The following is a 13,399-nucleotide window of genomic DNA, read 5'->3' on the forward strand; positions in this document are numbered from 1 at the left end:
TTCCTAGTCGGTTCCAGTGACGGTGCTGCGGCGTTCGAGGAAGACGTTGTCCCGCCATTGCCCGGCCCACGGACCAAAGCTCATCCGCCCGATGCGTTCGCGGATGCCGACCTCCCGGAATCCGTGCGCGGCATGAAGGGCAAGGCTGCCCTGGTTCTCGGGGAAGATCGCGGACTGAATCATCCACACCCCGGCCAGTTCCGACACGGTGATAAATTCCGCCAGGAGCAGGTGGCCGACCCCGGCACCGCGGGCGGTCTCGGCGACGTAGATGGAGTGCTCGATGACACCCCGATACACCGGCCGAGACGACACCGTCGACGCGGCCGCCCACCCAACGACGTCGCCCTGCGCGTCCACAGCGACGAGGCGGAGATCCCGGATCTTCCCGCCGTCGAACTCTTCCCAGGACGGGGTCGTGTCCTGGAAGGTCGCGTTCCCCGTCGCGATGCCCTCGGCATAGATCCGCTCTACGGCCGGCCAATCGCCCGCCTCCATGACGCGGATCGACACCTCGGTCATGCCGGGTTGAGCGCCCGACTGCTGGCTGTGAGGGCGGTGAAGTTGGCGCGGTAGTACGCCCACTTGCCGCGCTGCTCGCGGACGGCAAGGCCAGCGTCGACGAGCTGCTTCATGTGATGGGACACGGTCGGCTGCGACAACCCGACTGGAGCGGTGAGGTCGCAAATGCACGCCTCCCCGGTGGGGCTCGCTGCGATGAGGGATAGGAGCCGGACCCGGGTCGGATCGCCCAGGGCCTTGAAGACCTTCGCCACGTCCTCAGCTTGCGACGCGTCGAGCGCGTCTTCGCCGGCTGGTGCGCAGCAGGCGTCGACGGGCTGGAGAAGGAGTGTCGCGCTGGTGGTCATGGGTCCAGTCTGCCAGTCGCATTGACATCTGTCGATGTATCGAGCACAGTCGATGTATTGACCGTTCTCGATCCGAGGAGTGTTCCCGTGTCTGATCTTCCTGTCGTTGTCATCGGTGCCGGCCCCCAGGGTCTTGCCGCTGCCGCTCACCTTCTCGAGCGTGGGATCGAGCCGCTCGTCCTCGAGGCGGGCACCGGTCCGGCGGCAGCAGTCGCGCAGTGGGGCCACGTCCGGTTGTTCTCCGCATGGCCGGAGCTGGTGGATGCGGCGGCCGGCCGTCTCCTGGCCGGAACGGGGTGGGTTGCCCCAGCGACTGGGTATCCGATCGGGTCGCAGTGGATCAGCCGCTACCTCGCGCCTCTCGCCGAAGCCCTCGGAGACCGGGTGCGGTACGCGACGACCGTGACCGGGGTGGGCCGGAAAGGCCGCAATCGCTCGGTGGACGCCGGCCGTGGAGAGCAGCCCTTCACCGTTCACGTCGACGTCGACGGGACCGAGGAGCGAATCGATGCGCGCGCTGTCATCGATGCCTCCGGCACTTGGTCGACGCCGAATCCGCTGGGCGCCGACGGTCTCCCTGCGCTCGGCGAGAAAGCAGCGGCCGGCTTCATTTCGTACCGCATTCCCGACTTCCACGACGCTGCCCGGTTCGCCGGGAAGCACACCGTCGTCGTCGGGAGCGGTCACTCCGCCGCGACCGCGATCAACGAGCTGACCCGCGTCGCCAAGCAGCACGCGGACACTCGGATCACGTGGGTGCTTCGTCGAGGGAACGTGGGGAACACGTTCGGCGGCGGTACCGCCGATGAGCTGCCCGAGCGCGGGGCACTCGGTGCCCGCGCCCAGAAGTCCGTCGAAGCGGGGATCGTCGATCTCGTCACCGGGTTCCGGGTCGAACGCATCGACACCTCAGAGACCGGCGCCGTCCTTATCTCCGAGGACGGACGCGCCCTGCCCGAGGCAGACCTCGTCGTGGCCCTCACGGGGTTCCGTCCCGACCTCTCGTTCCTGTCCGAGGTGCGCCTCGAGCTGGACGCCACGTTGCAGGCGCCGGTCCGGATCGCAGCAGAGGTGGACCCGAACGTGCACAGCTGCGGGTCCGTCCGCGCCACAGGAGCGGCTGACCTCGCGCAGCCGGAGAAGGACTTCTACCTCGTCGGTGCGAAGTCGTACGGGCGTGCTCCGACGTTCCTGGCGATGACGGGGTATGAGCAGGTTCGCAGCGTCGTCGCGGAACTCGCCGGCGACCACGAGGCCGCTACCCGCATCGACCTCGACCTCCCGGACACGGGCGTGTGTGGCGGGGCGGGGCTGTTCGATGACCCGACCGGCGCCAAGGGCGGCGCCTGCTGCGCCCCCGCACCGGCCCTTCTCCAGATCGGCCGCGCACCCGTCAACGCCTGACCCCAAGGCCCGGCTAAGCCTTGGTGAGGCGGGGGGCGAGTTCCTGGATGCGGTGTTCGAGGTCCGTGAACGCGGCCTCGAACGCCGCATCCGTGCCGGTCCGGACGGGGTCGGGGATCGACCAGTGCAGCCCGGAGGGGACGGCGAGTTCTTCGTGAGCGTTGTCGCAGACCGTGACCACGAAATCATCCGGCCCAAGAACGTCAGCGAGCAGCTGCGGGGTGGCTTCATGCAGGCCTAGGTCGTGTCGTTTCGCTGCCCGAATGGCACCGGGTTCGACCCGCTCGGCGGGGTGCGTTCCCCCGGACGCGGCGGGGATGATGCTCGCGTTTTCCCAGAGCGCTGCTGCGAGCTTAGATCGGGCGGAGTTCCCGGTGCAGACGAACACGACCCGGTGTGCAGCCACTGTCGCCGTCGGGGTGAGCCCGGTAAGGGCGCCGGGGGCGAGGTGGAGGTAGCTGCGCCGGCGGTCACCCTCGGACCGGACCCGAACGAGTATGCCCACGCCTTCCAGCACCTTGAGGTGATGCGCCACGAGGTTCGACGGCATCCCGAACTGCTGGCCCATATCGGTCGGGGAGACGTCACCGAGGGTCAGGAGGTCGACGATTCGCAGGCGTGCTGGATCGGCCAGGGCGGCATGCTTCGCGGCCCGAGCCTCGATCGTCTCTCTTGGCTCAGCGTTCATTACCTCAATCTTGACTGAGGCACCTGGTTGCCGTCAAGATGTGGACGTGCCCTCCTCGACCCCGATCCCACGCGCCGACATCCTGCGCCGCCTGCTGGCGGAGTTGCTGGGGACGGGTCTTCTGGTGACGGTCGTCGTCGGGTCGGGAATCATGGCCCAGCAGCTCAGCCCCCGAGACGTCGGCCTGCAACTGCTCGAGAACAGCCTCACCACCGCCCTCGGCCTGACGGTCCTGATCCTGATGCTCGGTCCCGTCTCCGGGGCGCACTTCAACCCGGTCGTGACGCTCGCCGATTGGGCCCTCGGACGTCGGGCCGGCACGGGCCTCGCCTCAGGGCTGGTCCTTCCCTACGTCCTCGCGCAGGTCGTCGGTGCGATCCTCGGCGCGGTGCTGGCCAACACCATGTTCGACACCCCCACCACCATCGCAAGAACGCACCGCGCCACCGGCGGGCACCTCCTCGGGGAAGTGGTCGCCACGGCGGGGCTGATCCTGGTGATCTTCGCCCTCGCCCGCACCGATCGAGGGGCACTGGCAGCTCCCGCGGTCGGGGCGTATATCGGGGCGGCGTACTGGTTCACCAGCTCCACCTCGTTCGCGAACCCCGCCGTCACCCTCGGCCGGATCTTCACCGACACCTTCGCCGGCATCGCCCCCACCTCAGCCCCCGCGTTCATCGGAATGCAGCTGCTCGGCGCCGCTGTCGGCGGCGCGCTTCTTCTCGTCCTCTATCCCGACGTCGCCCGGTCCGCCGACGACGTCGTCATCCCGCACCTCGACCAGGCCACCGCCTGACCCGCCCGAAAGGCCCACATCATGCACCTCGTTGCCATCGGCGGATCGGACGCCGGTATCTCCGCCGCGCTCCGCGCCCGCGAACTTGACCCGTCCGTTGACGTGACCGTTGTCGTCGCGGACGCCTACCCGAACTTTTCCATCTGTGGCATCCCGTACTTCTTCTCCCGCGAAGTGCAGCCCTGGCAGTCCCTCGCGCACCGCACCCACGCCGACCTCGAAGCCACCGGCATGAACCTCCGGCTGGAGACCTTCGCGACGTCGATCGACGTGACAGGGCACCGCCTCGCCGTCCGCGCCCTCGACGGCACGGAATCCACCATCGACTACGACGCCCTCATGGTCGGCACCGGCGCACTCCCCTCCCACGCAGGCATCGAAGGCCTCGACACTCTGGGACCGGAGGACGGGGTGCACGTCATCCACTCCATGGGCGACACGTTCGCCCTCGACCGGTTCCTCGAAACCCGGAACCCCCAGACGGCGATCATCGTCGGCGCCGGCTACGTGGGCCTGGAGATGGCCGAGGCATTTACCGTCCGAGGCATCCGCACCACCCAGATCCAACGCGGCCCCGAGGTGCTCTCCACTCTCGACCCCGAACTCGGCGCCCTCGTCCACACCGAACTGACCGACCACGGCGTCACCGTCCTCACCGACACCACCGTCAACCGCATCGACAAGACCGGCGACGCCCTGACGGTCAGCGCCACCCACCTCGGCGAACCGGTGACCCACACCGCCGACGTCGTCCTCGTCGTCGTCGGCGTCCGCCCGAACACCGACCTCCTCGAGCGCGCCGGCGCGACCCTCGGCGCCGGACGCGCCGTCGAAGTCGATGACACCATGCGCACCGGCCTGCCCGACGTCTTCGCGGCCGGCGACGGGGTCACCACCCACCACCGCCTCCTCGGCACCACCTACCTGCCCCTCGGCACGACCGCCCACAAGCAGGGCCGCGTCGCCGGGGAGAACGCCCTCGGCGGCACCGCCCGCTTCGCCGGGTCCGTCGGCACCCAGGTGGTGAAGGTCTTCGACCTCGTCGCCTCCCGCACCGGGCTTCGCGAGCACGAAGCCGCAGCCGCCGGATTCGCACCCGTCAGCACGACAGCGATCGCCGACGACCACAAGCGGTACTACCCGGGGGCGCAGCCGATCTCGATCCGTGTCACCGGAGACAGCCGCGACGGGCGTCTCCTTGGCGCGCAGCTCGTCGGCCGCCTCGGCACCGAGACCGCGAAACGTGTCGACACCTACGCCGTCGCCCTCCACGCCGGCCTCACCGTGGAGCAGGTCAGCGAACTCGACCTCTCCTACACGCCCCCGCTCGGTTCCCCGTGGGACGCCGTGCAGGTCGCGACCCAGGCGTGGTCCCGCGAGCACCGTCAGGCGGTCACCGCATGAGCGGCAAGCCCACCGTGCTGTTCATCTGCCAGCACAATGCCGGCCGCTCCCAGCTCGGCGCGGCCCTCCTCGAGCACCTGGCCGGAGACGATTACACCGTCAATTCCGCCGGAATCGCCCCCGACGAGAAGGTGAACCCCGCGGTCGCGGCGAGTATCGCGGAGCTGGGGATGGACATCAGCCAGCGGCAACCGCAAGCAGTCACGAGTGCGGACCTCGATCAGGCCGACGTCGTGGTTCTCATGAAGCCGGGCCTCGTGCTGCCGAGCACGCCAACAGGGCGTGTGCTGGAGTGGTCGTTCCCGAACCCGCAGAACTGGGACGTCGAGTCGGTGAGGCCGCTACGGGAAGCTGTCGCTCGGCAGATCGCGACGGATCTTCTGGCCCGCACGTAGATCTCCGAGGGAACCGGCCTGGGATGATCGAGCATGACCATCGCGCGAGTCGTCGTCTTATTCGTGTTCGCCGCTGTTGCAGAGATCGGCGGGGCATGGCTTGTGTGGCAAGCCGTCCGCGAAGGGCGCGCGTGGTGGTGGGCAGGGCTTGGCGTCATCGCCCTCGGCGCCTACGGCTTCATCGCCACTCTGCAGCCCAGTGCCGAGTTCGGGCGGATTATGGCCGCATATGGAGGTGTCTTCGTTGCCGGCTCGCTCGTTTGGGCGATGGTCGCCGATAAGTTCCATCCCGACCGATGGGACATTACCGGGGCGATCATCTGCCTCCTTGGCGTGGCCGTGATCATGTTTGCGCCCCACGCGCGATCAACATCATGAGAGCTGGCACATCCGGCGGCTAGATGAGCTCGTCGCTTAGTGGTCCTCGTCCTCTGGTGCGCGTTCCCCGGTGAGGACCGAGACGGGAACGGTGCAACTGTCACCTCGCCACGCCTCGATACCCTCTCTGACGGCGAACACCACCACCACAAGCGCTGCGACCGGGTCGGCCCAGGTCCACCCGAACAGGCTGTTGAGTAGCAGCCCGACGAGGACCGCGGCTGACAGATAGGCGCAAACCAGGGTCTGCTTCGAATCGGCAATCGCGGACGCGGAGCCGAGTTCTCGGCCGGTGCGCCGTTCAGCGAGGCTGAGAGCGGGCATGATCAGCAAGCTGATCACGGTGAGAACGATACCGACGGGGCTGTGCTCGGCCTCACGGATGCCGGTCAAGGACAGCGCGGCGTCGATAGTGACGTAGATCGCAAGAGCGAAGAACGAGATCGCGATGACGCGAAGGGCCGTCTGTTCCCGTGTCTCGGGATCGCGAGCGGTGAACTGCCAGGCGATCGCCGCGGCGGAGAGGACCTCGACGATGGAGTCCAGGCCGAACCCGACGAGGGCTGCGGAGGACGCCATGGTGCCGGCGGTGATCGCGACGACCGCCTCGATGGCGTTGTAGGTGATAGTCGCTGCGACGATCAGCCGAATCCGGCGCCGCAAGATCCTGGTGCGCGCCGGGACAGGGATCGCTTCGGTGCTGGTCATGCGTGGTCCGTTCCGGGTTCGTGGGCGGTGTGGCCGGCGGGCTCGAATTGGAAGGTGCTGTGCTCGACATCGAAGTGCCCGACCAGGCACGCTTGCAGCTCGTCGAGAACGCGGGGTGCGTGGCCGTCGTGGAAGCACTCGTCGGTCAGGGTCACGTGCGCTGACAGGGCGGGGAGGTCCGAGGTGACCGTCCACGCGTGGAGGTCGTGGACCGCGAGAACGTGGGCGGGTTCGAGCAGGTGCCCGCGGATGGCGTCAAGGTCCACACCTTCGGGCGTGCCCTCGAGGAGTATGCGACCGGAGTCTTTCAGCAGCCCCCACGCGGCGTGCAGCATCAGGACAACGACGATCAGAGAGGCGATGGAGTCGGCGCGCGTGAAGCCGGTGACCAGGATGACGATCCCGGCGACGACGGTGGCGATGAACCCGTACAGGTCGGTGAGGATGTGCTGGAACGACCCTTCAACGTTTAGGCTCTGACGGTTGGCTTTTGCCAGGACCCACACGGCGACGAGGTTCACGGCCACTCCGAGGAGCGCAACGGCGAGGACCGGGCCGCCTTCGACCTTGGGTGGGTCGAGGAGGCGTCGGATGGCTTCGACGGCGACGATGCCGCTGATGACGACGAGGGTGACGCCGTTGACTGCGGCGGAGAGGATCTCGGCGCGTTTCAGCCCGAAGGTCCACCTTGAGCTGCTGGGGCGGGCCGCGAGTCGGATCGCGACGAGTGACCCGGCGAGGGCTGCGGCGTCGGTGAGCATGTGGCCGGCGTCGGACAGCAGCGCCAGCGACCCGGAGATGATCGCGACGACGACCTCGACAAGAAGGAACCCGATGATCAGCGCTAGGGCGATGCTCAACAGCCGGGTGTTGGCGTCAGGGGCAGCGCCGTGGCTGTGGGCTTTGTCGTGTTGATGGTTGGCGGTCACAAGTCTCCTCCGGTCACCTCGGGGTGGATGGCGACCGTGTGACCGGTGTGGGTGAGACCGAGGTCCAGGAGCATGCGAACGTGGCCGTCGTCGAGGCGGTAGTACGCCATCCGGCCCCGGCGTGAGACCGATACCACCCGGTGCGCTCGAAGGAGCCGGAGGGCGTGGCTCACGGAACTCTCACTCATTGCTGTGGTCGCCGCGAGATCGCAGACGCACATCTCGCCCCCTTCCAGCAGTGACATGAGAAGGCGGAGCCGGCCGGGGTCTCCCAGGAGGGAGAACACGTCGGCAAGCTCCACGACGTCGTCTGCCTCGGGGAGGCTGAGCCTGACGGCTGCGACTTTGTCGGGGTCGACCATTTTCAGGTCGCACGCGTCGATGACGGTTGCTTCAGTGTCCACAGGATCTCCACGTCTGATTAATTGTTCAGACGTACCCTAACAAGCTGCGCCTTGTCATGCGCCGGTGCCGCGGCCGGGGGCCTATTGGTGGTGCGAGCCCGCGTCGGTTGCGGCGGGAGTCGTGTCTTCGTGGGGGTCGTGGTGGTCGTGTTCTGCCGGGCCGCCCATCATGCGGAGCATCGACCACGACCCGGAGCGGATGAACACGATGAGCAGGATCGCGGCGATGGCGAGGAAGACGATGTTGAGCCAGGTGGTGTAGTTCCAGGTAATGGACGACATCACGATCGACAGGTGCCGATTCGTGGGGACAAGTCCCAACGGGGTAAAGATCAGCTCAACGGCGTAGCCGGCGATGACCATGGCGCCGTAGAAGATCCCGGTGATGCGGAGGGCAGCTTTCAGGCCGTAGTACTTCTTGTAGATGATGATGATCGGGATGATGATCAGGTCGGCGAAAATGAAGCTGACCACCCCGCCGAAGGAGATCCCGCCGTTCCAGAGGACCGCTGCCAGGGGCACGTTTCCAACCGAGCAGACGAAGCTGACCATCGCCAGCAGCGGACCAATGATCGGGTCCACGATGAATGCCGCCGTCGGGTTGCCCTCGAAGAACAGGGCTTGCAGCCACGCTTTGGGAACCCACGCGTCGAACGCGCCGGCGATGAGCAGACCGATGATGATGTCCCGGAGAACGGACGCCCAGTCCATGACGAAATACTGCGACACGCTCGTCACCCCCGGGCGGGAGAACAATCTCTTCCAGAACCCCTGGTCACCAGCGACAGACATGTCCATGGCGGCGTGACCTTCCATCGACCCGGCAAGACCCTTCTCGGCCTGTGCGCGGGCGGCATCGACGATCTTGCCGCGCATCCAGAGACGGAACCCGAGGGCGATGAGAATGATCATGATCGGCCCGCCGACGAACTCGGCGACCGTGAACTGCCACCCCATCACGAACGCCAGGATCAGCCCCAGCTCGACGACCAAGTTCGTCGACGCAACCTCGAACGCCATCGCCGACGAGAGGCTCGCCCCCTTCCGGAACAGCGCTCGAGCAAGGGCGACGGCGGCGTAGGAGCAGGACGACGACAGGGCGCCGAGCCCGGTGGCGACGCTGATCGCACGGGGCGAGTCGTCTTTCATGAGCTTCGTGATCGCCTCGGTACGGACGACCGCCTGGATGACCCCCGACAACGTAAAGCCCAGGATCAGGGGCCAGAGGATCTCCCACCCCATGGACCCCGCGGCAGCTAAAGCGTCACCGATTTCGCGCAGTACGAACATGTTCAACCTCGTTCTTTCGTGGTTCCACCGACCACCCGATTATACCCCCAGGGGGTACCCGTGCGAAGAGGGTTAGGCGCCGTGGGCGGTGAGCCAGATCATCGGGTCAACCGGCAGGGTTCCGTCGAGGCGGATCTCGAGGTGCAGGTGTGCTCCGGTGGTGTTCCCGACCAACCCGACGAGGGTCCCGGCAGTCACCGGGTCGCCGGTGTGGAGGGGTGAGGATCCGGCTTGCATGTGCCCGTAAAGGGAGCTGATCTTCCGGCCGTCGATGACGTGGTCGATGATGACGTACTGGCCGTAGTTGGGGTGCCACCCGGAGACCGCCACGGTGCCGGCAGCGACCGAGCCGATCGGGGTGCCCGCGCCGGGGGTGAGGTCGGTGCCTTCATGGAAGGCCGTGCACCCAGCGCACGGCGCTGACCGGTACCCGAACGGAGAGCTGATTGTCGTCAACCCCGGGAACGGTCGACGAACCGCACCTGCCCCGGTGAGCGGTCCTCCGACGGAGGGCACCACGGTGCCGCCGTCCGGGGCGGTCGACGGCGCTTTCGCTGTGGCGACCCGGGGCCTAGGGGCGGGTGTGGTGATGGAGTAGCTGTCCCTGCTGGCCAGGACGATGCCGGCTGTGCCGGTGCGGTAGCTCTGCCCGTGGGGTGCGATGACCGTCACGGGCCCCGCGCCTGTGGTCGTTGCCGTTGTGGCGACGGCGGGGGTGGTGTTCACGGTAAACATCAGGAGCGCGGCCGCTGCCCCGACCAAAGGAAGCGCGGCCGTCCGGATAGTGGGTCGAGTGGCGGACGTTCCGCCGGCAGGTGCACTGGTGGTCGTGATGGGGCGCGTTGCCCGTGTCTCCTGGCGGGCAGTTGTCTGCTGGTGGCGTTCGGCGGCGTGGGCTTCGCGGCGGGTGAGGTGCAGGGTGGGTAAGGGCTCGAGCATGGGTGTCTCCGAAGTCAGGATCAGGCCGTCCCGGCGCCGTGGGCGCCCTGGGGCGGATGAGAAGAACCGGAAGGGCACACGCGGGGTGTGCCCCTCCGGGGCTGGGCGTCAGAGAGACGCGAGCAGGTCCTTCATCTGGGTGATCTCGGCGGACTGCGAGGACACGATCGATTTCGCCAACGCGACAGCGTCAGCGTTCTTGCCCTTCGTTACTTCGGTTTTGGCCATGGTGATGGCGCCGGTGTGGTGCTGCATCATCTGGGTCAGGAACAGTTTTCCGCCGTCGGCCCCGGAGGCTTTGTCCAATGCCGCCATGTCGCCGTCGGACATCATCCCGGACATCGACCCGCTCATCCCGGCGGAGGACTGGTTCCAGTCTTTCAACCAGCCGGACAATTTTATGATCTCGGGCGACTGCTCGGCCTTGATCTTTTCCGCGAGGGCCACGACGTCGGCGTTCACGGAGGAGCCCTTGGCAAGCAGCATGTCGCTCATTTCGACGGCCTGCTTGTGGTGAGGCAGCATCATCTGCGCGAAGGTGACGTCCTGATCGTTGAACGAATCAGACGCCGCAGCGGACGACGAGTGGCCCATCCCCGACATCCCGGACCCGGAGCTGGAGGAGGCGGAGCAGCCTGCGAGGGCGAGGGTCGCGGCGAGGACGGTCGAGCTGACGAGCAGAGTTTTGGTGCGGTTCATGACGGAATCCCTTGGGTTGAGAAGTGTGACGGCAGAAATCTGCAGAACTTATCTGAGGGCGCAGGAACAACCCTCCCCAGGATGATCAGACTCGGATAACCGACAGGGCCGCCAGAGATACCGGTGGTCGCGGGATGACGCCCCGCGCCCAGATCGGTGCCATCGCGAGAAGTTTCGACAGTGCATAGAGGGCGCGGGTGGTCCGGCCGCGAAGCACCGCGATCGCGAAGAGGACGAGCACCATCAGGCACGCCATCCCCATGAGGGAGCAGATCATCGCGCACAGGCCCCCACAGTCCGAGACACCGTTCGAGAGAACAGACGTGACCGTGCCTGTAGCGGCGGCGGCGCCGTGGCTTGAATGCGCGTGACCGGCGGAATGCTCGACGGTGCCCATCCCGGACGACGCGGTCGTGCTGGTGGTCATGCCGGGCATGGTCTCGCTGTGGGCGGTGTGGCCCATCAGGGTGTGCATCAGCACCGCGCCGAGGATCATCAGAAACGTCATGAGGACAGCGATGCCCAGCTTCGGCAGCCCCTGGGGCGCCTGCTGAGATCTGCTGGTCATAATCCCGGGTTCCCTTACCGATGAGAGTCGTCGCGGGCTCGAGGGGAGCCGGCGACCGTGTTGAGCTGAAGCTGGGGCCACCATACCTGCTACCCCCGAGGGGTATCCCGTTTCATTCAGGCATCCATGGTCTCGAACCCGAGCAAGAGCGGGTCAGGCGTGGTTATCGTGCCCTGCGTGGTCGTGACGCTCGGGGTCGGGGTGGTCGTGGTGCTGGGTGGTGGTGACCGTGCGGAGAATCATGTCGTCGAGGTTGGGGACGTCGCGGGTGACGTGGTGCTCCGCGTCGTGGGCGATCCGTTCTGCATTGGTGAGGGTGGTGTCTTCGAGGACGAGGGTGGCGGCGCCTTGGAGACGGTGCCCGACCCAGCGCAGCTGGATCTTTGGCACTGACAAGACGCCTGGGGTGTGTTCGAGGGCGTGCCGGGCGCGATCGACGAGTTCGGGTTCGATGCCGTCCATGAGGCGTCGGCCGATGCTTTTGATGGTGCCCCAGAGCAGGACGATGATCGCGGCGGAGATGATGATGCCGATGATCGGGTCCGCCAGTGGGAATCCGATCATCACGCCAACCGCTCCGAGGACGACGGCGAGGGAGGTGAAGCCGTCCAGGCGCGCGTGGACTCCGTCCGCGACGAGGGCTGCGGACCCGATGCGTTGGCCGACGCGGATGCGGTAGATCGCGACGAGCTCGTTCCCGGCAAAACCGATAAGTCCCGCGAGGGCAACGAACCAGAGGTTATGGAGGGTCTCCGGGTGGAAGAGCCGGTTGATGGACTCCACCGCGGCGACGACCGCGGAGAGGGCAACGACGAGAACGATGAACAGGCCGGCGAGGTCTTCGGCGCGGCCGAACCCGTAGGTGTAGCGGCGAGTCGCGATCCGGCGTCCCAGGATGAAGGCGATCCATAACGGCACCGCGGTGAGGGCGTCGGAGAAGTTGTGGATCGTGTCCGCCAGAAGCGCCACGGACCCGCTGATCAGGAAGATCGCGAATTGCAGGATCGTCGTGCCGAGGAGGATGAACAAGCTGATCTTCAGCGCGCGGACACCTTGGGAGCTGGCCTCGAGAGCGTCGTCGATCGAGTCCGCAGCGTCGTGGGTGTGGGGCACGAAAAGCCCGTAGAAGAAACCCTTGATGCCGGTGGGGTGCGAGTGCCCATGCCCGTCATGGCCGTGCCCGTGGGAGTGACCGTGCTCGTGGCCATGATGGTCGTGGTCGTGGTCGTGGTCGTGGTCGTGGATTGCGGACTCGTGGGAGTGATCCGTGCTCATGTGGAGGCCTCGCGGTCGATCGGGTGGTGATGGCGGGGGGAACCGCCCAGGCTGTGCTCGGCTTGGAAAATTGCGTCACTGACGAGCTGGCTGGCGTGCTCGTTGGCGAGACGGTAGAAGACACGCGTTCCGTCCTGCCTTGTCGACACGATCCGGGCCAAGCGCAACTTCGCCAGATGCTGCGACACCGACGCCGGAGTCTTCTCGAGGATGTCGGCGAGGTGATTGACCGACAGCTCCTCATCCCTCAGGGCCAGGACGATCCGCACCCGGGTTGCGTCAGCGAGCATCCCGAAGATCTCGACCGCCAACTCCACGTACTGACTGTCGGGTTTCCGCCCGCATTGCTCGTTAACTGCATTCATACGCAGATTATTGCACGTAGGAGTGTCGCCTTTTCCGGCCGATCGGGAAGAGGTGACAAATCGAACCAGCATCATCGCGACCGCCATCCGCACCGCGTGGCCCGTGCTGAACGACAAGCCCGCACGCCACGTCGCTCGTGTGCACCGGGCGAAAGCCGCTCACAAGAGCGACTAACTCAAAACACGCACCCCTCGATCGTTAGGGAGAACTCTGTCCACCAGCGTGCAATAGACGACCGTCCACGAGACAGTGGCGCCCACCGGGTCGAGAATCGGCGCGTCGTGTTC

Annotated in this window: 17 protein-coding genes; 5 read left to right on the plus strand and 12 right to left on the minus strand. The window is 66.7% G+C overall.

The genetic code is table 11. The features are described from left to right. Positions 1-3 precede the first annotated feature (3 nt). Together ASF54_RS08225 and ASF54_RS08230 are read right to left on the minus strand one after the other, a co-directional pair. Entirely contained in the window at positions 4-522 is a 519-nt protein-coding gene (locus ASF54_RS08225) for a GNAT family N-acetyltransferase (RefSeq protein ID WP_055960779.1), read from the minus strand. Further along, entirely contained in the window at positions 519-869 is a 351-nt protein-coding gene (locus ASF54_RS08230; protein ID WP_055960781.1) for an ArsR/SmtB family transcription factor, read from the minus strand. Before ASF54_RS08230 ends, ASF54_RS08225 begins: the two co-directional genes overlap by 4 nt. A gap of 87 nt (positions 870-956) precedes the next feature. Here ASF54_RS08230 and ASF54_RS08235 point away from each other — a divergent pair, with 87 nt between their 5' ends. Then, complete coding sequence (locus ASF54_RS08235) at positions 957-2,273, plus strand: NAD(P)-binding domain-containing protein (RefSeq protein WP_055960783.1); 1,317 nt, start codon at positions 957-959, stop codon at positions 2,271-2,273. Positions 2,274-2,286: 13 nt separating this feature from the next. On the opposite strand, the gene ASF54_RS08240 is transcribed toward ASF54_RS08235, so the two are convergent. After that, positions 2,287-2,961 (minus strand): arsenate reductase/protein-tyrosine-phosphatase family protein, encoded by a 675-nt coding sequence (locus tag ASF54_RS08240; protein ID WP_055960785.1) that lies wholly within the window; start codon positions 2,959-2,961, stop codon positions 2,287-2,289. A gap of 40 nt (positions 2,962-3,001) precedes the next feature. Here ASF54_RS08240 and ASF54_RS08245 point away from each other — a divergent pair, with 40 nt between their 5' ends. The 4 genes from ASF54_RS08245 to ASF54_RS08260 are packed head-to-tail and all read left to right on the plus strand — an operon-like array spanning position 3,002 to position 5,934. Further along, a complete protein-coding gene (locus tag ASF54_RS08245) occupies positions 3,002-3,757 on the plus strand; it encodes an MIP/aquaporin family protein (RefSeq protein WP_055960788.1) in 756 nt (251 codons plus the stop codon). Between the two features lie 21 nt (positions 3,758-3,778). Then, entirely contained in the window at positions 3,779-5,161 is a 1,383-nt protein-coding gene (locus tag ASF54_RS08250; RefSeq protein ID WP_055960789.1) for an FAD-dependent oxidoreductase, read from the plus strand. Continuing rightward, positions 5,158-5,556, plus strand: a complete 399-nt coding sequence (locus ASF54_RS08255; RefSeq protein ID WP_055960791.1) for an arsenate-mycothiol transferase ArsC — start codon at positions 5,158-5,160, stop codon at positions 5,554-5,556. The genes ASF54_RS08250 and ASF54_RS08255 overlap by 4 nt, the downstream gene beginning before the upstream one ends. 33 nt (positions 5,557-5,589) lie before the next feature. Next, entirely contained in the window at positions 5,590-5,934 is a 345-nt protein-coding gene (locus ASF54_RS08260) for a YnfA family protein (protein WP_055960793.1), read from the plus strand. Between the two features lie 36 nt (positions 5,935-5,970). Here ASF54_RS08260 and ASF54_RS08265 read toward each other — a convergent pair whose 3' ends face one another. The 9 genes from ASF54_RS08265 to ASF54_RS08305 form a co-directional block, all read right to left on the minus strand. Beyond that, complete coding sequence (locus ASF54_RS08265; RefSeq protein ID WP_055960795.1) at positions 5,971-6,642, minus strand: cation transporter; 672 nt, start codon at positions 6,640-6,642, stop codon at positions 5,971-5,973. Further along, positions 6,639-7,571, minus strand: coding sequence for a cation diffusion facilitator family transporter (locus ASF54_RS08270; protein ID WP_055960796.1), 933 nt, complete (start codon positions 7,569-7,571; stop codon positions 6,639-6,641). The genes ASF54_RS08265 and ASF54_RS08270 overlap by 4 nt, the downstream gene beginning before the upstream one ends. After that, on the minus strand, positions 7,568-7,933 hold the full coding sequence (locus ASF54_RS08275) for an ArsR/SmtB family transcription factor (RefSeq protein WP_055962322.1): 366 nt from the start codon (positions 7,931-7,933) through the stop codon (positions 7,568-7,570). Before ASF54_RS08275 ends, ASF54_RS08270 begins: the two co-directional genes overlap by 4 nt. A gap of 123 nt (positions 7,934-8,056) precedes the next feature. Further along, the gene (locus tag ASF54_RS08280; protein ID WP_055960798.1) at positions 8,057-9,265 is read right to left on the minus strand and encodes a permease; all 1,209 of its coding nucleotides are present in this window, start codon (positions 9,263-9,265) and stop codon (positions 8,057-8,059) included. 72 nt (positions 9,266-9,337) lie between these two features. Continuing rightward, positions 9,338-9,991, minus strand: a complete 654-nt coding sequence (locus ASF54_RS08285) for a M23 family metallopeptidase (protein ID WP_157510079.1) — start codon at positions 9,989-9,991, stop codon at positions 9,338-9,340. A gap of 321 nt (positions 9,992-10,312) precedes the next feature. After that, complete coding sequence (locus ASF54_RS08290; protein ID WP_055960803.1) at positions 10,313-10,903, minus strand: DUF305 domain-containing protein; 591 nt, start codon at positions 10,901-10,903, stop codon at positions 10,313-10,315. Positions 10,904-10,988: 85 nt separating this feature from the next. Further along, the gene (locus tag ASF54_RS08295; protein WP_055960804.1) at positions 10,989-11,471 is read right to left on the minus strand and encodes a hypothetical protein; all 483 of its coding nucleotides are present in this window, start codon (positions 11,469-11,471) and stop codon (positions 10,989-10,991) included. A 153-nt stretch (positions 11,472-11,624) separates the two neighbouring features. Then, on the minus strand, positions 11,625-12,746 hold the full coding sequence (locus ASF54_RS08300) for a cation diffusion facilitator family transporter (RefSeq protein ID WP_055960806.1): 1,122 nt from the start codon (positions 12,744-12,746) through the stop codon (positions 11,625-11,627). Beyond that, positions 12,743-13,111: an ArsR/SmtB family transcription factor gene (locus ASF54_RS08305; RefSeq protein WP_157510137.1), complete on the minus strand. Its 369-nt coding sequence runs from the start codon at positions 13,109-13,111 to the stop codon at positions 12,743-12,745. Before ASF54_RS08305 ends, ASF54_RS08300 begins: the two co-directional genes overlap by 4 nt. Positions 13,112-13,399 lie beyond the last annotated feature (288 nt).

The organism is Frondihabitans sp. Leaf304, assembly GCF_001423105.1.
Taxonomy (GTDB): domain Bacteria; phylum Actinomycetota; class Actinomycetes; order Actinomycetales; family Microbacteriaceae; genus Frondihabitans.